The 20,299-nt window shown below is 38.7% G+C and carries 19 protein-coding genes and 1 pseudogene; 7 read left to right on the forward strand and 13 right to left on the reverse strand.

All coding sequences use genetic code 11. The annotated features are described in order from the left end of the window. Positions 1-51: 51 nt before the first annotated feature. Positions 52-897 (reverse strand): alpha/beta fold hydrolase, encoded by an 846-nt coding sequence (locus tag MKY46_RS12910; RefSeq protein ID WP_036117103.1) that lies wholly within the window; start codon positions 895-897, stop codon positions 52-54. A 152-nt stretch (positions 898-1,049) separates the two neighbouring features. On the opposite strand from MKY46_RS12910, the pseudogene MKY46_RS23820 reads away from it, so the two are divergent. Continuing rightward, positions 1,050-1,455 (forward strand): annotated as a pseudogene (locus MKY46_RS23820) (SMI1/KNR4 family protein). Between the two features lie 33 nt (positions 1,456-1,488). Beyond that, complete coding sequence (locus tag MKY46_RS12915; protein WP_340834422.1) at positions 1,489-1,974, forward strand: tetratricopeptide repeat protein; 486 nt, start codon at positions 1,489-1,491, stop codon at positions 1,972-1,974. Positions 1,975-2,009: 35 nt separating this feature from the next. On the opposite strand, the gene MKY46_RS12920 is transcribed toward MKY46_RS12915, so the two are convergent. The 5 genes from MKY46_RS12920 to MKY46_RS12940 all read right to left on the reverse strand — a co-directional run bounded on the left by MKY46_RS12920 (position 2,010) and on the right by MKY46_RS12940 (position 7,210). Beyond that, complete coding sequence (locus tag MKY46_RS12920; protein WP_340834425.1) at positions 2,010-2,228, reverse strand: DUF3955 domain-containing protein; 219 nt, start codon at positions 2,226-2,228, stop codon at positions 2,010-2,012. A 350-nt stretch (positions 2,229-2,578) separates the two neighbouring features. Then, the gene (locus MKY46_RS12925) at positions 2,579-3,622 is read right to left on the reverse strand and encodes a phosphotransferase family protein (RefSeq protein ID WP_340834428.1); all 1,044 of its coding nucleotides are present in this window, start codon (positions 3,620-3,622) and stop codon (positions 2,579-2,581) included. Between the two features lie 12 nt (positions 3,623-3,634). Continuing rightward, positions 3,635-4,411 carry an SDR family oxidoreductase gene (locus tag MKY46_RS12930; RefSeq protein ID WP_036117118.1) on the reverse strand — a complete coding sequence of 259 codons (777 nt, stop codon included), beginning with the start codon at positions 4,409-4,411 and terminating at the stop codon, positions 3,635-3,637. Next, on the reverse strand, positions 4,408-5,643 hold the full coding sequence (locus MKY46_RS12935; RefSeq protein ID WP_340834429.1) for an acyl-CoA dehydrogenase family protein: 1,236 nt from the start codon (positions 5,641-5,643) through the stop codon (positions 4,408-4,410). The genes MKY46_RS12930 and MKY46_RS12935 overlap by 4 nt, the downstream gene beginning before the upstream one ends. 673 nt (positions 5,644-6,316) lie before the next feature. Continuing rightward, entirely contained in the window at positions 6,317-7,210 is an 894-nt protein-coding gene (locus MKY46_RS12940; protein WP_101966727.1) for a LysR family transcriptional regulator, read from the reverse strand. Between the two features lie 140 nt (positions 7,211-7,350). Between MKY46_RS12940 and hutG the strand changes: the two genes are divergently transcribed. After that, positions 7,351-8,316 (forward strand): formimidoylglutamase, encoded by a 966-nt coding sequence (gene hutG / locus MKY46_RS12945; protein WP_340834431.1) that lies wholly within the window; start codon positions 7,351-7,353, stop codon positions 8,314-8,316. Then, entirely contained in the window at positions 8,313-9,497 is a 1,185-nt protein-coding gene (gene gltS, locus MKY46_RS12950) for a sodium/glutamate symporter (RefSeq protein WP_058843652.1), read from the forward strand. The genes hutG and gltS overlap by 4 nt, the downstream gene beginning before the upstream one ends. Before the next feature lie 51 nt (positions 9,498-9,548). Here gltS and MKY46_RS12955 read toward each other — a convergent pair whose 3' ends face one another. The 3 genes from MKY46_RS12955 to MKY46_RS12965 form a co-directional block, all read right to left on the reverse strand. After that, the gene (locus MKY46_RS12955) at positions 9,549-10,811 is read right to left on the reverse strand and encodes a polysaccharide deacetylase family protein (RefSeq protein WP_101966729.1); all 1,263 of its coding nucleotides are present in this window, start codon (positions 10,809-10,811) and stop codon (positions 9,549-9,551) included. A 474-nt stretch (positions 10,812-11,285) separates the two neighbouring features. Then, positions 11,286-12,122 carry a D-alanyl-D-alanine carboxypeptidase family protein gene (locus MKY46_RS12960; protein ID WP_036117134.1) on the reverse strand — a complete coding sequence of 279 codons (837 nt, stop codon included), beginning with the start codon at positions 12,120-12,122 and terminating at the stop codon, positions 11,286-11,288. 522 nt (positions 12,123-12,644) lie between these two features. After that, positions 12,645-14,333, reverse strand: a complete 1,689-nt coding sequence (locus MKY46_RS12965) for an AAA family ATPase (protein WP_340834432.1) — start codon at positions 14,331-14,333, stop codon at positions 12,645-12,647. A 93-nt stretch (positions 14,334-14,426) separates the two neighbouring features. Between MKY46_RS12965 and MKY46_RS12970 the strand changes: the two genes are divergently transcribed. After that, positions 14,427-14,858, forward strand: coding sequence for a hypothetical protein (locus MKY46_RS12970; protein ID WP_036117138.1), 432 nt, complete (start codon positions 14,427-14,429; stop codon positions 14,856-14,858). 33 nt (positions 14,859-14,891) lie between these two features. On the opposite strand, the gene MKY46_RS12975 is transcribed toward MKY46_RS12970, so the two are convergent. The 4 genes from MKY46_RS12975 to MKY46_RS12990 form a co-directional block, all read right to left on the reverse strand. Continuing rightward, entirely contained in the window at positions 14,892-15,818 is a 927-nt protein-coding gene (locus tag MKY46_RS12975; protein WP_082673695.1) for a helix-turn-helix transcriptional regulator, read from the reverse strand. 707 nt (positions 15,819-16,525) lie between these two features. After that, positions 16,526-16,840: a YbjQ family protein gene (locus MKY46_RS12980; protein ID WP_036117142.1), complete on the reverse strand. Its 315-nt coding sequence runs from the start codon at positions 16,838-16,840 to the stop codon at positions 16,526-16,528. A 2-nt stretch (positions 16,841-16,842) separates the two neighbouring features. Then, positions 16,843-17,331: a nucleoside 2-deoxyribosyltransferase gene (locus MKY46_RS12985; RefSeq protein ID WP_058843648.1), complete on the reverse strand. Its 489-nt coding sequence runs from the start codon at positions 17,329-17,331 to the stop codon at positions 16,843-16,845. 12 nt (positions 17,332-17,343) lie between these two features. Next, the gene (locus tag MKY46_RS12990) at positions 17,344-17,778 is read right to left on the reverse strand and encodes a GNAT family N-acetyltransferase (RefSeq protein WP_058843647.1); all 435 of its coding nucleotides are present in this window, start codon (positions 17,776-17,778) and stop codon (positions 17,344-17,346) included. Between the two features lie 192 nt (positions 17,779-17,970). On the opposite strand from MKY46_RS12990, the gene MKY46_RS12995 reads away from it, so the two are divergent. Together MKY46_RS12995 and MKY46_RS13000 are read left to right on the forward strand one after the other, a co-directional pair. After that, positions 17,971-19,137, forward strand: a complete 1,167-nt coding sequence (locus MKY46_RS12995; protein ID WP_058843646.1) for an immunity 26/phosphotriesterase HocA family protein — start codon at positions 17,971-17,973, stop codon at positions 19,135-19,137. 113 nt (positions 19,138-19,250) lie between these two features. Then, the gene (locus MKY46_RS13000; RefSeq protein WP_058843645.1) at positions 19,251-20,285 is read left to right on the forward strand and encodes a YdcF family protein; all 1,035 of its coding nucleotides are present in this window, start codon (positions 19,251-19,253) and stop codon (positions 20,283-20,285) included. Positions 20,286-20,299: the final 14 nt, after the last annotated feature.

The raw sequence follows: 20,299 nt of genomic DNA on the forward strand, positions 1-20,299 counted from the left end.
AAAGGAAAAAGGCTGGTTATTTGCTATAAAAGCATCACCAGCCAAAAATAACTATCCTTCGTTTATCCATGCAATTAATTGTTCATCAAAATATTCAGGTTCTTCCAGCATAGGATTATGACCACTTTTTTCAAAAATAACTTTCTTTACATGAGGAGTACACTCCATTGCATCCCATAATGATACAGGCGCAACTAGATAATCATACCTACCTAGACCGACAAAAATCGGCATGTTTAAGTGATGTATTTGCTGTAAAAGGTTCTGCTCAGCAAAAGCTACACCCCAAAGATAATCAATGATTTCCATATTCGGATACACGCCATCCCATGTAGAGGTAGCGTTGAATGTGTAATCATAAAAGCTATGTGCACCCATCCGAATACACATATGAACAAAACGTCGTTCAGGTTCTCTCTTTAGATCCTGTTCCAATAAAGCAATATCCTGCTGAAATTGATGTTTACGCTTCGCACTTGCATATGCCTCAAAATAAGACAAACTTTGTTGCTGTCTCTTTTGGCTGTTCGTTGTTGCTGTATTTAATAGGATCATTTTTTGAACATGCTGAGGGTAGGCTTTGGCATACGCCACCGCCATAAATGCATGCCCCGAATGCCCTGCAATAATTAAGTCATCTAGCTTTAGGATTTGTCTTGCATGCTCTATATCCTCCACTATTTTATCCAATGTATAATCAGCTTGTTTAAATGCACGAGTTGGCTTGCCAAATCCTCGATGATCTAAAAAAATAAGCTGAAAATGTTGGGAAAAGTTTTCAGAGAACAAACGCGGATAATAAACACTGCTACCCACCACCAAAATCGGCTGACCTTGCCCTTTTATACAATAATTTAATTCAAATCCATCACAAATTATTTTTTGATAAGTCATCATCTTAATCCTCTTTTCTTGTTTTGTTTAATCACTTCCTTTCCTCTTGATGTTCCCGTGTTTTTTCCATTGAACGCTCTAGCATTCTATCACCTCATGAATGTTACTATGACATAAACAATACCATTCCTACAGGTTTCTAGCAATTCGAGATCATGTATAATAAACAAAAGGATCAGCATTCCTTAGTAGGCACTCCAGCTAGCCAAGAAGATCAGCAGCAACCTCATGTACAATTTCATGCTGATTATGTAACATTCATTGAAATATTTGGGGGTGCCTATGCTGGAATAGCAGTTCATGCTTTTTCTAATGGCTCTAGTATTGGAAACGAAACCGTTGTCGATTTAACTAACCCTGGATTTTCGTCACCAATACAAAGATGTTCTATCTCCAAACATTCTAGACACTAGCTATGTCTTTTCAATGGATGGTGAGGGCAATCCCATTTTTATCGATTCATCAGGTAAGGTTTTCATTTGTTATCATGATTCGGGAGAAATGAGGCTATTAGTAGATTCATTCGAATTGTTGATTGAAGATTATTTTCGCGAATGGTAATTTATTATAAAATATAACGAGAGGGTTAATAATATGGATAAACAAATAGCACATCTTATCACATTGAGAAAAAACGGACAGCTTGAGGAAGCAAATCAATTGATGGTGGGACTAGTCAAGGAACATCCTGAAAATGCTTACTATCAATTTCAATGTGCCTGGACCTTTGATTCTTTAGGAAAAGAAAAGGAGGCAGTCCCCCATTATGAAAAAGCGATTAAATTAGGACTGGAACCAGATGTTTTAATAGATGCTTATCTTGGTTTAGGTAGCACTTATCGGACATTAGGGCAATATGAGCAAGCCGAACAAATCTTTATACAAGCCATTCACGAATTCCCTGAAGCCGAGCATGTCAAGGTCTTCTATGCCATGACACTTTACAATCTTGGCGACCATGTAAAATCGATGGAGACATTACTTCAGACATTATTACGCACAACCAATCATCAGGGCATTCAAGATTATAAAAAAGCTATTCACTATTACAGTGATAAACTTGATCAAATATGGTCGTAAAAAAACAGGCTCCTATTTAGGGCCTGTTTTTAGCATTATTTTGCGATGTTCATATTTTTTATTTTTGAAAAAAGGGCCATAAATAAGAATGTCAGTATACCACTAAAGAAAAATAGATAGCTTAATGGAATGAAAAAGAAATTCTTCTCCACGATCGTTCCATCCGCTAATATTTCATCACCAATAATCCCCTTTATAAATAAACATAAAACCCCAAGTACCATTGGAATTGTAGCTAGTAAATATTTTTTCATTGTTGCTTCCTCCATCTATTTGTTTAAATTTGTATTTGATCAATTATCAAACACCTATTCACTATTGTTATAATAGCTTTATACACATTCTAAGTCAACAATTATTTATCGATAAACAATAAAATATTGTTGTTTTATATAAAATCCTTTTTTTCGCAAAAAGAAGGCATATGTGATAAAATAAGAACATACATTCCATCTCTCTTAATTTTTTTACGTGTGTTGTTTTGGCTATTAAGAAGGGTTGGTGCGAGTAGCTATAAATAATTATATTTTATAATGTCGGATAATCTGTTATTGAGAGCAATAAAAAAACAGTTACTTAGTAAAAAGTAACCGTTTTTTAGAATTTATATCGATTTAGAAGCCTGTTGTATGAGTGCAGCGACCATTTTATCCAACTGAGCAAAGCGGTCGTCCTGTGTTTGCCCCTTAGCATAACGATAATAAATTTGCTGACAAATAACGGCTAATTTGAAATAAGCAAATGTACAGTAATAATGAATAGTCGAAATATCTCGCCCACTTTTCTCCGCATATCGTTCAATAAACTGTTGTCGCGTATAAAATCCTGGTAAAATGGTTACTGGTGGTTCTCCCAGTGCATATAACAACATTTTCGGGTCATCCGCATGCATCCAGTAGCTCATTGCTACACCGACATCGGCTAAAGGGTCCCCTACCGTCGTCATTTCCCAATCAAAAAGGCCAATCATTTCGGCATAGTCCTCAGAAAACATCGCATTATTCAATTTATAGTCATAATGAATAATGGTTGCCTCATTATTGGAAGGAATATTATTTTTTAACCACTCTGTCAAAATAGCTACTTCCGCATGTTCTGCTGTTTTGGCCTTTTCATAGCGCTCTATCCAGCCATGAACTTGTCGTTCCATAAATCCATCAGGCTTCACCATATCCTTTAACGCTGTGTCTTGGTAGGGAATGGCATGAAGCGCCACTAAAGAGTCTACCATCATTTCGGACAACTGACGGGCTAGCTCCTCTGTTGGCTCTGTCCCATTTGGAAAATGCGTATCGAGGACAATACCTTTTTTGCGCTCCATTAAAAAGAAGTCGCTACCAATAACATCTCGATCCTCTACATAGGCATATGGCTTTGGAACCGCTGTTAAAAACGGATGCAATGCTGATAAAATTGTAAATTCACGCTTCATATCATGTGCTTTCTTGGCTACTGGTCCAAGCGGTGGACGACGAAGAACGACTTCGAAATCAGCTATTTTTAAACAATACGTTAAATTGGAATGCCCTGCACTAAATTGCGAAATTTCAAGTTCACCCTGTGGTAGCTCAGGAAAATAGCTTGCCAGAAAGGCATGTAATTTGTCCACATCTAAACGCTCACTTGCCCTTACTTGCATCGTATCCATTTTATTCCCTCCCTAAATGATAGAGCTCATGCCCCCATCTACAACAATGACATCACCTGTTACATAGTCTGAAGCTGGTGCTGCTAAAAATAACGCCACACCTTTCAAATCATTTTCTGAGCCTAAACGTTTTAACGGTGTAACGTCCATCAAATAGTCCTGTCCTCGTTCAATTAAAACATTGGACATTTTCGTTGGGAAAAATCCAGGTGCTATCGCATTGACATTGACACCGTGTGGTCCCCATTTAACAGCTAAATCCTTCGTTAAGGTTATAACGGCTCCTTTACTCGCATTATAGGCAATGGTATCCATAAAGGCGGGAAGTGTGCCCCCAAGTCCTGCGATGGAAGCAATATTAATAATTTTGCCGCTTTTCTGCTCCAGCATAATTTTGCCCACTGCTTGGCTCATCAAAAAGGTCCCGTTGACATTGACATCAAATACTTTTTGCCAGGCTTCGTAGGGCATATCAATGGCAGGTGTCCCCCATGAAGCACCACTATTATTGACTAAAATATCTATTTTACCGAATGTAGTAATCGTTTTAGCCACCACATTAGCAATATCCTCTGGTTTTGTGACATCACAGGCTAGTGCTAATGTTTGAACACCTAGCTTTTCAAGTGCTATGGCAATCTCCTCACACGCTTCCACTTTTCTTGAGCATAAGACGACATTGGCCCCAGCCTCTGCAAATCCTTGAGCAATTTGCGCTCCGAGTCCCCGTCCCCCACCTGTCACTATCGCTGTTTTACCTTTTAAGCTAAATAACTCTAGGACCGTCATTTCATCAGCTCCTCTTGTTTTTTCGCATGCTTTTTCAATTCTAATTTAGCAATGGTATTACGATGTACTTCATCAGGACCATCTGCTAAACGTAATGTTCGTGAGTTTGCCCATTGTGCAGCAAGCGTCGTATCTGACCCAACACCAGCCGCACCAAATGCTTGGATGGCTCGGTCAATAACCCTTAGTGCCATATTTGGTGCCACTACCTTAATCATAGCAATTTCAGCTTTAGCCTCTTTATTGCCCACTGTATCCATCATATAGGCCGCTTTCAATGTTAAAAGTCTTGCTTGCTCAATATCCATACGAGATTCAGCAATACGCTCACGCATTACTCCTTGATCTGCCAACGGTCGATGAAACGCCTGTCGCTCCTGAACACGCACACACATTTCCTCCAATGCGCGCTCCGCAGCACCGATGAGACGCATACAGTGATGAATTCTTCCCGGTCCTAGTCGACCTTGAGCAATGGCAAACCCTTTTCCTTCTCCCCATAAAATATTGTCCACTGGTACACGTACATTGGTAAAGGTAACTTCACCATGTCCTTCTGGTGCATGATCGTAGCCAAAAGCAGTCAGCATACGCTCTACTTTTACCCCTGGTGTATCCATCGGTACGAGAATCATAGACTGTTGCTCATGGATAGGGGCATTTGTATCCTTATGTTTACCCATAAAAATGGCCACTTTACAGCGAGGATCCCCAGCACCTGTCGTCCACCATTTATGGCCATTTAAAATGTATTCATCGCCATCTCGCTCAATGCTCGCCTCTATATTGGTAGCATCACTAGATGCAACAGCGGGCTCCGTCATCGCAAAGCATGACCGTATTTCTCCTCGTAACAATGGTTCAAGCCATTGCTTTTTTTGTTGTGCTGAGCCATAACGTACAAGCACTTCCATATTTCCAGTATCTGGTGCATTACAATTAAACACTTCTGGTGCCAGTAGTGAACGTCCCATAATTTCACATAAAGGGGCGTATTCTAAATTGCTTAATCCTGCTCCATATTCACTATCTGGCAAAAATAAATTCCACAATCCCGCCTGTTGTGCCTTCTGTTTCAATTCCTCCATAATGGGTGGAATCGCTCCCCAACGATCCTCCATAGCCTCTACCTGCGCTGCATAAACAGCCTCATTTGGATAAATGTATTGCTCCATAAAATTCGTTAGCTTGTCCTGTAACTTCACAACTTTTTCACTATAAGAAAAATTCATTGGAAGATACCCCCTTTGCTTGAACTTTAAAAATGAATGAAAATTCATTTTCATCGTGTTGAAAAACAAAACCATCCATAGCATTTTTGTGAAAGGTGAAAATGGATTTCCGTTGCAGGCTACTTGCTTTCCTGTCGGCGAGCGCCGAGCCGCTTCCGCTCCGTTTAGAGGCTCGCCTGTCTCACTATCCCCCTTCCACTCCAATTCATATAAATGTTTCTTTTTAGCAAGGTTTTCAACTAAAGTGAAGTTATTCACTACCCTTTATGGAGATGTGTTGTCACTTACCACTTCTTCACATTGAAAATAAAGGGCTATTTTGTTCACTACGGCTCGTATGAAAGAGAAGGAAAAGACACTTTTACCACATGGTTGATTGGAGTGGAGCTAGCGTCACTAACGTCACAGGTGAGACCCTAGAGAGAATGCAGTGAGTGAAGCGGCTCATCGGACGCACGCTGGAAAGGACGCTGGCGGAACGGAAATCAACCCTTCGCCTTGCCAAAAAGTCTTTTTCTGCTATTGCCATAATCTTATTTCAACAACATAAAATGAATGAATATTCATTTTCATTCTTACATTAAATGTTACCGCTATTTTTCTAGTAAAGCAATGTTCTATTATGAATTTTCTAATAAAACAGAAAAAATATGTCTTAAGGATTGCTTGCAAGTTATAGCATCTTATTTTCAAAAGAATGCAAAATATCTTTCAATAATTGTCGGATAGCCAATGGTAAATGACGATTTTTTAAAGATACTAAATAAACATTGCGACTTAAATTTGCACCTTCAATCTCTTTTTTTACAATGGTTTTGGCTGTTGGTCCTTGCAAATAGTTTTCAGGTAATATCGTTATCCCTAACTGTTCACGCACTAGTGAGACAGCCGTTTCAAAACGTTCGATTTCAAATTGTATGTTGATGTTTTTCCCAGCCTTTTCAAACATCGTTAAAATATCGTGTCTTGTTTGAAAGCCCTCGGTACTAATAATAAATGGCTCTTCACTAATATCCGAGATGGTTAAAGTCTCTTTCCTGGCTAACGGATGGTGTAAGGGTAACACTGCAACCAACCTCTCTTCATATAAGGTTTGGACTTCCAACTCTGGATCATCCATTAACTGATTCGTTATGATTAAATGGGTTTTATAGCTTTTTAACGATTTCTTCACACGTTTACTGCCTAAAATATCGACTAAATGAATCTTCATTTGTGGATAATCCTTTTTATAGTTAGCGATTACTTTAGGCAACCAATGCTTGATCGATTCCATAACACCAATGGTGATGTCCCTCGTGCCATGAACAATGACTTCATCCATTTCAATTTTCAATACTTCCATATTTTTCACAATAACTTTTGCCCGTTCAAAAAGTAGCTCTCCAGCTTCTGTTAATTGCAGATTTCTAGTATTTCTCTCCAATAAGGGGGAACCAATCTCTTGTTCTAATTTTTTGATAGCATTACTTAAGGAAGGCTGCGAAATATGCAGTCTTTCTGCGGCTTTCGAGAAATTTCTTTGTTCTGAAACAGCAATAAAATAGTGTAGTTGTTTAATATCCACTTATATAATCCTCCTTCATTTATAGTTAAAAGCTATAAGTTAATATTAATTATATATTAGTAATTATAATTATGTGAATATATAATGAATTACAACAATACTTTTTCTACAATAATTTTAACAATGGGGTGAATAGGATTATGTACACACTGACAGATCAAAAACAATGGAAAGGCCGTATAGATTCAACGACAAATACAAGCAGTTTTCGTTTACATCAACAAGTAAAAAGATTGGCGATTAATGATGTAAGCGCTTCAGATAAGAAAAGGGCTGCACTCGTTGGTTTTATTTGCGATGAAGGGGTACGTCGAAATCAAGGTCGTCTAGGAGCAGCCAATGGACCGAACGCACTACGGGAAGGACTAGCTAGTTTACCGTGGACATTTGAAGATGATCAACAAATCATTGATGTTGGCAACATCGTTTGTCTTAATCATAATTTAGAGGAAGCGCAGCGTGAGCTTGGTGAAATTGTCGGAACAGTATTGCAAAAAAAATGTCCATGTATTGTGCTTGGCGGCGGTCATGAAACACTTTATGGCCATTATTTAGGTGTTCGCTCAGCATTATCAAAGGATGCTAAAATCGGCATTATTAATATAGATGCTCATTTTGATTTACGACCATACGATGAACAGTCTTCTTCTGGTACTATGTTCCGTCAAATTTTAGAACAGGATCCATATGCTGATTATTTTGTTGTCGGTATTCAACGCTATGGCAATACAAGAGAACTATTCGAAAAAGCGGATGAATTACAGGTAAAGTATGTGTTTGAAGATCACATGACAGTAGCCAACCAACAGCAATTATTGGATGAGCTACAACACTATATGGATCAACATGATTATGTTCTTTTAACCTTATGTATGGATGTCTTGAATGCAGCGTTTGCTCCAGGTGTAAGTGCACCTTCACCGTTTGGGCTTGACCCATCAACGGTACGCACGATCCTACAAAAAGTCACTGCACATCCTCATACACATTCATTTGATGTTTGTGAGGTCAATCCGTTATTAGATGAAAATGGACGAACGGTTAAATTAGGTGCTTATTTTGTGTATGAAGCACTGAACAACTTACTTAGGGGGCAAGGCTCATGATCGAAATTAATCAAATAACAACGGTGTTTTTAGCCGTCGCACTCTTTGCATTGGGAAGCTTTCTTATTAATAAAATCGGATTTTTAAAGCGATTTTGTATTCCAGCTCCGGTGGTAGGTGGTTTATTGTTCGCTGCTCTCGCTACCATCTTAAAAACAACTGGTGTTCTAGAAATATCGCTCGATACGTCCTTGCAAAGCTTATTTATGATTACGTTCTTCACAACGATTGGCTTAGGGGCAAGCTTTAAGTTAGTAAGACTCGGAGGAAAATTATTAGTTATTTATTGGCTAGCCTGTGGCTTCCTTGCTTTAATGCAAAATGTCATTGGGGTATCACTTGCCTCCCTCATGGGGATTCATCCTTTAATCGGAATGATGGCTGGTGCTGTTTCCATGGAAGGTGGTCATGGGGCTGCTGCCGCATTTGGACAAACATTAGAAGATTTGGGCATTTCCTCAGCCATGACGATTGGGGCTGCTGCCGCAACTTGTGGTCTAGTTGCTGGTGGATTAATTGGTGGTCCGATTGTCAAATATTTAGTCGGTAAATACAATTTAACACCTGATGAACAAGAAGCTGAAGCAGTCGAATATGAAAATAAACACGAACAAATTACATCTGACTCGTTCTTTACACAAGTCTTATTGATTACGTTCAGCATGGCTGTCGGCACATATGTTGGGACATTATTCTCAGAAGCAACAGGCTTCGTCCTACCAGGCTATGTAGGCGCAATGTTTGTGGCTGTATTAGTACGTAATATTATGGATAAAGTTAAACCTCAAGCAATTAATATGAAAAGCATTTCATTAATTGGGGATGTAACATTAGGCGTGTTCCTTTCAATGGCATTAATGAGTATCAAATTATGGGAAATTGCTGATTTAGCGCTACCATTATTCATCATCGTTTTTGTGCAAGTATTCTTTATTGTCGTATTTAGTATCTTCGTTTTGTTTAAGCTACTCGGCAAAAACTACGATGCAGCTGTGATGGTAGCTGGTTTTGCAGGACATGGTTTAGGGGCAACACCAAATGCCATGGCAAATATGTCAGCTGTTGTGCAACGCTTCGGACCTTCTCAAAAAGCCTTTCTTGTTGTACCAATTGTCGGCGCCTTTTTAATCGACGTGTTTGGGATTCCTATTATTATTACAACCATTAATTTATTTAAATAAAAGGAGCTGTGCAGTGGTCTCTAGAAGACAATTGCACAGCTTTTCTATTATTTATTGTAATATCTCACTCACTGTAACAAATTCATAGCCTTGTTTCTGTAAATAAAGAATGACATTTTCTAAACCATTCGCTGTCGTTTGATGAATATCATGCATTAAAATGATACTGCCATCTTTTACAGAGGCTTTCACATACGCTAAAATTTTATCCGCATTATGATGTTTCCAATCTAGTGTATCAATCGACCATAAAATCGAAGGGATCGTCATGAACGAGCGCACTTGATCATTTGTCGCCCCATACGGTGGACGGAAAACGGTTGGGTATTGGCCAATGGCTGTATAAATCGCATTACTTGTGCCATTGACTTCTTGTTTAACCTCTGCTATGGATAAAGCCGTTAATTTTTTGTGATTCAAGGTATGGTTGCCAATTTCATGCCCAGCCTCATAGACTTGCTTGACGATAGCAGCATTTCTTGACACATTTTTCCCTACCATAAAGAATGTAGCCTTCGCATCGTATTTATTTAAAGTCGCCAATATTTGCGGTGTTACCTTGGCGTTAGGCCCATCATCAAATGTTAAAGCTACACGTTTTTTAGCACCCTTCACTACTGGCACACCTTTATTATACACTTTATTATCGGTTAGCTGAATATTGGCTAGCTCAGAAGCTTTGACATACCCTTTTTGGTCGCCCGCTTCTACATAGGCCCAGCCTGCAAGCGTTATGTAATACTGGACAGCTGTATTATTGGCAAGTGTACCAAGAACTTCTCCATGTGGGCTAGCAGTTAAACGTAATTCAGCACCAGCCACAGCGTTGATTCGTTTCTTCGTTGGAACAGGTTTTTTTAAAGCATTTGTTGCCACATATCCTATATCCTGCCCATATTGGACGAAAGACCAGCCTCCAGGTGCTGTGCCATACACATAAATCATGCGTCCTTCATAAAGCGATCCTGCCTGCTGTGCATTTTGGCTTGGCGCAGTAAATAGCGTCGCACCACCCTTTTGAATGACTAAATAGCCGACAGACTTCAACTTGACTAAAACATCAGATGGCACAAAGCCTGCCTGCTCTGGCGTTTGAATATGTGTCCACCCTTTGCTTGCTTGCGTCACTGTGACAAAGTGTCCCTTCGCCAATTCCCCCATCTCATTGCTAGTTTTGGAAGGCTTTTCATAAATGACCGTATCCTTCATCACTTTTTGAATTACCACTGGCCCTTCAGCACTTGCTGACAATTGCCCAGCAAATAAACACATCATCAATGTCAACACGATTGCATAGGGTAAAAATTTTGTCATTGTTCTTCACCGTCCTTAGATGTCTTCCCATGTCGTTTGCTAAAAAAATGCTAAGAATTAACTATCATTATAGAGTAACCATTCAGACCAGAAAATAGTAGTAATCGACTAGATTCCATCTTCCAAGACCCTTCACATCTGTATAATATTAACCTTACTACATTTCTCCTTCCCTTTTTTCTATAAAACTATGCGTAAATTATGATAATGACATGTTGAGCCCTCCTTTTTGTGGAGTGATTGAGTGGCTCGCTCCTATTTTGGAGCGAATTCCCCAGAGCTTCCCCAACCATGAGGGCATCTTCCCCGCATCAATAAGCAAAGGGCTACAAAAAGTAATCGTTTTGCTTGATCCAGGAGAGACTTCCCTCAAAAATGGATTATCTAGCACCATCGCAAAACAAGAAATGTCTTCCTTTCAAATAAGACGTTGGAAACGATGAAAAAGTTGAGATGTTTTCATCTTTTTTCCACTTACAGGGCATCATAGGCAGTTAAAGCATCTTCGATATGAGGGGGTGGCGTCCAAACATAGGTCGGGGCATTGGTTGTAATGAAAAGAAATGATTTTCCTTCTTTTTCGATAATGGACGCCAGACAGAGCCCTGCTTCTGGTGTATATCCTGTTTTCCCTCCTAGTATGGGGCCATCTACACTAGGCACTTTTGTAAACAACGAGTTTGTGATAATTAATTCATTAGGCACATGGGTTGTATAGCTTTTCGAGGTAAATATTTGATAAAAGATAGGGTTTTCTAACGCATAGCGTAGAAGCTTACTGATATCCCGCACGCTAGATACATGTGCCTCATCATGTAGGCCACTGGTATTAACAAAATATGTATCATGCATGCCTAATTCCTGCGCCTTGTTATTCATCAAAGTGACAAATTTGTCCTCACTGCCTGCGATAGCATCTGCAAGAGTTCCTGTTGCATCGGCACCTGAGGCAAGGAGTGTGCCATATAATAAATCCTCCATTGTAACAAAGTCTCCTGCTTGAAAGCCTGCCATCGAAGCATTTTGGGCCGTATAGTTGGCAATCGTTTGTGGTTCTACAATTGTTTGTCTTTGTAAATCCTCTGTCATCTCTATGGCAACGATGGCTGTCATAATCTTGGTTAAGGAAGCTGGATAAATAATAGCATCTGCATTTTTTTCGTATAATACTTCGCCTTGTTCATTGAGCAATAAAGCATTATGACTATGTAATGATGGCAGTTCTAGCTGAGCGCGTTCATATATTTTGTTTGTATAATAAAATAAGAAAACCACGATACAAATACAACAACATAACATCCATTTTTTCATAAAAAAACGCCTCCTACACATTATAATAGGTGGCATTTCTGAATATTCCTTGAGAACAATGTGATGAACTCAAATATCTTTATATGTACTAATCATCTTCGATATTAGAACAAATTCTTGAGATTTCTTTATTGGTTGACTTGAATAATACATCTTGAGTGCCTTTTTTTATTAAGTCCTGCATAGACACCCTGTAAAATTCGCCCAGTCAGACCATGCGAGACAATAATCACTTTTGGGAATTGTTGAATCCCGTCAAGCCAAGATGTTAGTCTGCGCACAACAGTCTCATCACTTCTCCATCCGGTGCACGAAAATACCAATTAAAGGCATCCGTGTTCGTTAACGATAGCGTATATTTTGTATTATATTACCATATCAAGCATAACTCATTAACTTTTATTGTTTTTATGGACATTTATATGATTATTTACTGTAACATGAATCGTTATTATCCGTGGTAAAATACAAGCACACACTAAAATAATGGCAAACCATTTTTTCATTCGTCTACTCCTTATCTTAAAAAGTGTTATCAAATAGCTTTTCTGATAGGCCCTGTAAAATATCTTGCTCCTCAAAAGTCATCAATTCTTCTTTCGAGATTGTTGCCTGTTGAATCAATCGGTTTGATTGGATCGTCACCAATTTTTCAAACAGGTTTCGAATATAGCGACCATTCGAGAAATTAGGAATTGTTTCAATTGGCATTTGGCGTAGCTGCACTTTCATATGTTGGGCAAATGCTTCTCCGAATTGATAATCATTCGTTTGACAAAGCATAGCAAAAATAGCAAAGAGTTCATCGGTGCTAAAATTATCGAACTGGACAAAATGATTAAAGCGAGATTTAAAGCCTGGATTCGCTTGTAAAAACTCCTCCATAAGCTCTGTATACCCAGCAACGATAATTACTAAGTCATCACGTAGATCCTCCATTGCTTTTAATAAACTGTCAATCGCTTCCTTACCAAATGCATCCTGTTTATCATGAATTAATGAGTAGGCTTCATCAATAAAGAGAACCCCACCCTTTGCTTTGTTAACAACTTCCTGAACCTTGAGTGCTGTTTGCCCTACATATCCAGCGACCAATCCTGCGCGATCTGTTTCAACAAAATGTCCGCTTGATAACACGCCAAGATGCTTGTAGATTTGGCCAATAATGCGTGCCACTGTTGTTTTACCTGTCCCTGGATTGCCTGAGAAAACAAGATGATACGTAATTGGAAAGCTTGTTAATCCATGATCGACACGCAGGCTTTGGATTTTAATGAAGTTTATTAAATTATGTAATTCTTTTTTTACGTTCGGCAATCCTACAAGACTGTCCAATTGCTTTTGTAGTTTAGTAATCTCCTGTTCGATTTCAGGTGTAATGCGCAATCGTTCATCATTGATAAATTCACCACTGTAAATGATTTTGCCATCTTCATTAAAATAATCGCCTCGTCCATGTTTTTTGCCATGAACCAATTCCCCTCTATAGGAAGCCTGTCCATTGGCATAATAAAGCGTTCCATGCCCTGTCATCTTATCTTCTTTAAACTGTCCTTCCGCTTCCAGCATACCCTGCCTAGAAAAAACTTTCCCTTTGCCATGTTTCAGATCTTCAAAGAAATGACCCTCATAGTGGCATGTTGTGACACCACGGGCAAGCTCTTCAGCCGTTGGTGATTCTGTCGGATAATAGAGCTTACCAGCCCCTTGCATATGATGCCAAATAAAATCACCCTCATATTGTAAAAACCCATTTGGATAATACTGCTTGCCTTTTCCTTTTTTCATGCCATGTACAAAATCACCCTCATACTGAGGCTGATTTAAATGAGGATATTGTGCCCGCAATGCTTGATAAGGAGCCGTCACATCCTCTTCATAATATAAGATGCCATAGCCATCCATTAAATCATTGCGAAAATGACCCTCATAATGCTTTTGACCATCCTTATATAAAATGCCGTGACCCTGTTTTTTATTTTGAATGAATTCTCCCTGATAAATAAGTTGCCCTTTTAAATACATGATGCCATTGCCTTGCTTCATATGATTGACGAATTCCCCCTCGAATAAGAGCTCGCCATCTTGATCAAAAAGCATGCCTTTCCCATCATAGATATCATGGCCAAAATCATTTTTTTTGACGCCGCCTCGATACATAATAGTTCTATCTGGATAAAATAGTTCTTTTTCTGCATAATTATATGTCATTTTATTGCCTTCCTTTATCATTTCAGTATATGCTCAATTATAGCGTGGAAAAGAATACATATGTGCGAATTTTTAGAATTTAAGGAGACGAGTATGAAAAAAAGATACAAACTACTTCTAGGCATTTTACTACCATTACTTATTCTGTATATCTCAACAATGCTACTAACAAGGGACACCGATTTTACAACAGAGGTAACAGAGCGTCTCGATTTGAAGGAAATTCATGAAATTGAAGTCATTCGTTCTTCGGATGAAAAAACGATCATGCTTACAAATAAAGCAGAAATCGACCAAATAATGCAGCCATTAAAAGACCTGCCATTAAAAAAAGTATGGTTTGCTAAATCCGATTTTAAAGAAGCTTATTGGCTGACGTTATCGATCAATGATGACAGGGAAATCGGCTTACGTATAGATGATAATCACCATTTATTCGTTTATTTATATGAAGAAAATTATATGAAAGATTACAAGCTCAATCATGATGTCGATTTGACATTCATTGAACAACTTTTTCAGTAATAGTAAAACCCGTGCTTAAAATTGCGCGGGTTTTTAAATACAATGATAATTTTGCTGCATTGCCTGTATAGTTTCTATCATCTCTTCTCTCAGCTCGATTGGCTCCAATATCTCTAGATCTGCTCCCTGACTTAAAAACCACCTATTGATGTCGTTTCCAAACACATTTGCTTCAAATAAGTAGGCATGATCATTTTGCGATACGAGCTTGGCTGTCGGAAATCGATTGAAAACAGTTTGGGGGTACTTTCCTCTATAGAGAAATCGTATAGGCTCACTAACATCAATCAATGGCTGATCCTTGTGGAGCTCACCTATTTGAAATGTTTTATCCTGTTCACGAAGATGCTGAATACGATCCATTCGGTAAACAGTTGGACTATCTTGATTATCTGCTAGAACATAAAAATAGGGTGCTGAAAAGATCACAGCTAGAGGCTTTACCATCTTTTCAGTCGAGATACATTCTCCCTCAGCTACATAATCAATTGTCATGACCTTGTTCTTTTGAATGGCTTCTGAAATGCTCCAAATGAATGGTACTAAGGATTGGTTATGTTGTACATCTACCTCTACCGATTTTTCCTTTAATAGTATTTGAGCATCCTGATCTGCTGCCACAATAGAAATAAGCTTCTCCAACAGTTCATTCATCTCAGTCTTACTAAATGCTCTTGATTGAATTAGTATTTTAATAATAACTAATACTTGTTCTTTAGATAAACGATTATGATCTGTTTGTATTAGTTTATATACTTTTTCTGTACGAACATATTGTAAGCGGCAATTGAGTTTAGCCTTTCTCAGATATGTACGAATTTCGTCGATATCCCGTTGTATGGTTTTTTCACCAACCTGATGTGTCAATGCTTCCTGCTTCTTGTTGATTCCTTGGCCATCCATCAATCGATCAAATATCGAAAGAACACGATAGCCTTTGCTTTGTTGTGAATCTACCATATATCCCACTCTTTCTTCTATCATGCCCAACAGATTCTAAGTTGGGCATCATTAACCTTTACTACCATAACCATTATACCTTATCTGCATAATAGGTATTATACGCATCTTATGATAAAACATCATTAAAGCAGCACAATAGACTGTATTTTTAACATAATTAACTAAAATTTTACAATAAATTCGATAAACGCAGCATTTTCGCAATAAAATAAAGTAAAGCCGTTGATTTCCGCTACAGGCGCAGTCAAGCTATTTCCCTCCGCTTCGCTTTCACACAGAAAACGTCCTCTCAGTCCAGAATCTCAACTTCCGCTTCTCCCGCAGGAGTCAGCGCTCTTCATTCCATCAGCTTCTACATAAAGAACTCCAACTACATATGTTGATGAAAAGCAAGCGTTTGAGGTGACCAAGCCTACCAAAATGTACAGAAAGTAAGAACTCATTCAACTTCCTATTTGGGGATTCTATGTGAAGGAAGCTGAACATTTACGATAGTTCAATAACATCAAACAAATCAAAGAAACCATTAAGCATGGTTTTACGGATGCGATGGGTAACTTTAAGAAGTCTAAAAAAATGTTCATGCACGCGCTCTTTTGGTAATAGTTTACCAAATATTGAATATGAAAGAGAGAAAAAAATGACAAAAGCCATCGAGAGCATATCAAACTTCTCGATGGCTTCTATCCCCCAGTCTGAAACTGTTATTTAAATCTCACAGCCGTTCCATATACCAACACTTCTGATGTGCCATCCATTACAGATGAAGTCGCATAACGGACACCTACAATGGCATCTGCTCCCATTTGTTGGGCTTCCTCTATCATTGCCTGTGTGGCGATTTCGCGAGAACGCACAAGCATCTCAGCATACTCTTTCATCTCGCCACCCACAATATTACGAAGACCAGCTATCATGTCTCGACCGATGTTTCTTGATTGAACAGAATTTCCTCGCACTAGTCCTAAAGTGTCGATAATGTCTTTTCCTGCTATCACGTCTGATGTAGCTAACAGCATGATTATGCCTCCTCGTTGTTCAATTTTTGTACGGCTTCCACAGCCTCTTCAATGGAAGACGTTATAACGCCATTACGTTTAATTAACCCCACAACAAATAGATTACGGTAAACGAACTGATTCTCTAGCCCATCTCGGATTAGCGCCTCTATTTTTTGCATATTGTCTCGTCCTTGCTGACGAACATCTGTCAGTACACCAATAATAGGACGATTCAGCATAGAGAACGCACCAATTTCAGCGGCCACACCTGAATCAATTTCAACCCCATCCAATACAGCTATCAATACATCACTATTTTGCAGCATTTCTAAATCTGCTTGAGCAATGGCTAAGCTATCTGCATAGGCTGATTTATCATTGATAGCATCGTTTTCCTGTGGTACGTATAAAGCGATGTCTGGCACGGCCTCCCGAATAGCTGCTGCCAATTGCTCATTGACGAAGCGATCTCCTAAAGAAAATAATCCGTTTGCTAAATATGCTTTCATGTTTAAAACTCCTTAATCGAATGTTTTTTCAAATATAATTTTATGTCTTCCTTTTTCATCAAGAAATGTTGAAACGATATCAAAGCCATGTTTGAGATTGGTAATGAGCATGGCTTTGCGTGTATTTCTACCATATGTACGAACTTTTTGAAATCCTACTTCCTGAATAGCCGCATGCTGCGCCTTCATTAATTGACTAGCAATACCTCGCCCCCGCATTGTCACATGAACACCACCCAACCAACTATAAAAAACGCCATCTGGATGTGGATAGCCCAGTTTAAAGCCGAATAGCGCCTCATCTTCAACTGCCAATAAACAAAGAAGACCTTCTTTCTTTTCTAGCTTTTCGACTGGCAGTTTGGCACCGTCAAAGACGTGAGCATGAATTTCCTGTAATGGCTCAAGCCAAGCATAGGGTATGCCTTCAATCGTCAAAATATGCATGTTCATCACCTCTGTCTGTCATTATAACAGTTCTATAGCCTGATGAAAAAGGCGGCCTTCTGCTCCGAAAGCAATCGTTGCTATCACATAAAAGCAACTATTTTAACCATTTTTCACCCATCCTATTTTCGTCATCCGTCAAATTCAGTATACTTGACCCACATAACAAACATACGTAAGGAGGAAGTCTTATTGACATTATTTACTAGTTGGCTAACAAATTCACTACGCCCTTATTTCGGTCTACATATGCTAGAAAATCATTGGGACACACATCAAATTCGAGAAGATTACTTTATTTGCTTCGAGGGGGATGTGATTAAAAAAAGAATTTTCGTTAATGAGCATAGCTACCAGGAAGCTGATGTGGACATTTTAACACGTAATCGTGAAATGATTGTCCCACAAACCGCACGTGGAAAGGAAAAGAAATTAAATTACACAACGATTTCTGCCGTGAAAGCAACAGGTGTTATTTTTTCTGCTGGTCTAGGCAATGAACACCAGCCATCAAGCTATATTACAGCTCGCAATGCAAAAACATATTATCAGCTTCCGCTTACAGGTTTTGAGCATTTAACGACTAAGTCGGCGATCATGGATTGGCTACTGCAATTTCCGACTCAGCTTCCTACAGATTACGCAGACAAGCTAAAAAAGCTGACAAAGATGAAAAGTTTACGTTATAAGGCTGTACCAGGCGATATTTTTCGTGTAGAGATTGATCTATTCGTCAACGGCTATGTGCTGGTTATTGGCGATTTACGGCAAATGCAAAAAGATCAGTTATTTGCAGAAGATAGTATTTGGCATAATGTGATGACTATGCCTTTATTTATTCGTCCCTATCTGTTGACCACGACAGAGCGTTTGCCTTCTCTTGAGGAAATTACCGCTGCTCCATTAGCTTCCCAAACACAAATCGTCATGGACGACTATTTTATGAGGGGCTGCTATGAAAAACTTGGTCATAAAACGTTAACAGAAGACGATATTTTATTCCCTCTAGGTTACGGACAGACTCTCCACTATGGGAAGGAGCCTCGTTACCGTCTTTCATGGGGCACAGGAACGATTAGCAAGCCAGCATCTATCACTACATTTCAAACAGGCAATCGTTTTACAAACCACGGTGTCTCTGCAGGCGTTGCAACTGATTGGTTGAAATCAGAGGAAGAAAATGTATCTAGATCACTGGCTCATCCGTACTATCATAAAGAACATCAACAGGCATTCGCTGAATTTGGCTTACCAGCAGATATTACTTATGATGAATTTAATCGTCAAACTGGCGGATTAACGCGTCATGAATATCTTCATTATCTCCATAAATCCGAAAATCGCTCACACAAAAAATAGAGGGAGTATCGTCAGGCTCCCTCTTGTCATTTTGTCGATGGTTGATTTCGCCCAATTATGACTTATAATATAAAGATATCATCAACCACTCCATCACTAGAGGTGCATTTTGTATGTATTTTGGCATTATTCCACTCATTCTTTTTGTCATTTTTCTCATTTCTTATTTAAAAGACCCAAGAAAAATGATCAATGGACTATTATTTAATCTATTTATTTGTTCTTTTCTGTTATTCTGCGTCATCGCATCTTTAGCATCTGACCATTACTTTTTAAGGCTCATTGTTATTATCCCTTTTATTGCCCTATTTATCTTGATTCCTTTTGGCATTCTTGCCTTAATGTTTGGTTTATTTTTAAATGCGAGAGTATTGATGAAGCGAGAAGGTCGACGTTTGGCCAATTCTTTAACATTACTGGTCGCCATAGGCATATTGCTATTTATCCTCTTACCGATTATCTATCCAGCGAGTGTGTTTTCAATCCACCTCCAACCGATCTTTGGTGGGATCTCGCTGATCACGTTTTATTTCTTTATCCATTTATCTAATTTTTTGTCCGCCTATTTTCTTTATCAATTCAATCGACCAAAGCTGAATCAAGATTTTATCATCGTGCTAGGAAGTGGCTTGATCAATGACAAAGTACCGCCGCTGTTAGCTAGTAGAATTCAAAAAGCAATGGATTTCTACCATAAGCAAGCGGCTGTTACTACGCCACCAACCATTATTTTCTCTGGTGGACAAGGTCCTGACGAGAATCTACCTGAAGCTGAAGCAATGCAACGATATGCGATTGAAAAAGGCATTCCAATTGAGCATACTTTACAGGAGAACAGCTCTGTCAATACCTATCAAAATATGTTATTTTCTAAACAACTGATGGATGATCGGAAACAAGGTAAGGACTATAACAGTATTTTTACGACGAATAACTTCCACCTATTTCGCGCTGGTATTTATGCAAGACTTGCGGGCTTGAATAGTCAAGGCATAGGATCAAAGACAGCCTTTTATTATTGGCCAAATGCTATGATTCGTGAGTATGTGGCGATTGTTGTGATGGGACGAAAACGACATATGAAAATGATTGGACCTATTGTTGGCATTTCCATCATCTTATCTTTATTTAGTTTTTTCTTTGTATAATGTCTTTCATATGG

This window comes from Lysinibacillus sp. FSL M8-0355 (assembly GCF_038008985.1).
GTDB classification, from domain to species: domain Bacteria; phylum Bacillota; class Bacilli; order Bacillales_A; family Planococcaceae; genus Lysinibacillus; species Lysinibacillus fusiformis_D.

Excerpts from the sequence above, each read along its gene's own strand:
- MKY46_RS12910 (WP_036117103.1), bottom strand. The coding sequence starts at position 897 with ATGATGACTTATCAAAAAATAATTTGTGATGGATTTGAATTAAATTAT.
- MKY46_RS12915 (WP_340834422.1), top strand. The coding sequence starts at position 1,489 with ATGGATAAACAAATAGCACATCTTATCACATTGAGAAAAAACGGACAG.
- MKY46_RS12920 (WP_340834425.1), bottom strand. The coding sequence starts at position 2,228 with ATGAAAAAATATTTACTAGCTACAATTCCAATGGTACTTGGGGTTTTA.
- MKY46_RS12925 (WP_340834428.1), bottom strand. The coding sequence starts at position 3,622 with ATGGATACGATGCAAGTAAGGGCAAGTGAGCGTTTAGATGTGGACAAA.
- MKY46_RS12930 (WP_036117118.1), bottom strand. The coding sequence starts at position 4,411 with ATGACGGTCCTAGAGTTATTTAGCTTAAAAGGTAAAACAGCGATAGTG.
- MKY46_RS12935 (WP_340834429.1), bottom strand. The coding sequence starts at position 5,643 with ATGAATTTTTCTTATAGTGAAAAAGTTGTGAAGTTACAGGACAAGCTA.
- hutG (WP_340834431.1), top strand. The coding sequence starts at position 7,351 with ATGTACACACTGACAGATCAAAAACAATGGAAAGGCCGTATAGATTCA.
- gltS (WP_058843652.1), top strand. The coding sequence starts at position 8,313 with ATGATCGAAATTAATCAAATAACAACGGTGTTTTTAGCCGTCGCACTC.
- MKY46_RS12955 (WP_101966729.1), bottom strand. The coding sequence starts at position 10,811 with ATGACAAAATTTTTACCCTATGCAATCGTGTTGACATTGATGATGTGT.
- MKY46_RS12960 (WP_036117134.1), bottom strand. The coding sequence starts at position 12,122 with ATGAAAAAATGGATGTTATGTTGTTGTATTTGTATCGTGGTTTTCTTA.
- MKY46_RS12965 (WP_340834432.1), bottom strand. The coding sequence starts at position 14,333 with ATGACATATAATTATGCAGAAAAAGAACTATTTTATCCAGATAGAACT.
- MKY46_RS12970 (WP_036117138.1), top strand. The coding sequence starts at position 14,427 with ATGAAAAAAAGATACAAACTACTTCTAGGCATTTTACTACCATTACTT.
- MKY46_RS12975 (WP_082673695.1), bottom strand. The coding sequence starts at position 15,818 with ATGGTAGATTCACAACAAAGCAAAGGCTATCGTGTTCTTTCGATATTT.
- MKY46_RS12980 (WP_036117142.1), bottom strand. The coding sequence starts at position 16,840 with ATGCTGTTAGCTACATCAGACGTGATAGCAGGAAAAGACATTATCGAC.
- MKY46_RS12985 (WP_058843648.1), bottom strand. The coding sequence starts at position 17,331 with ATGAAAGCATATTTAGCAAACGGATTATTTTCTTTAGGAGATCGCTTC.
- MKY46_RS12990 (WP_058843647.1), bottom strand. The coding sequence starts at position 17,778 with ATGCATATTTTGACGATTGAAGGCATACCCTATGCTTGGCTTGAGCCA.
- MKY46_RS13000 (WP_058843645.1), top strand. The coding sequence starts at position 19,251 with ATGTATTTTGGCATTATTCCACTCATTCTTTTTGTCATTTTTCTCATT.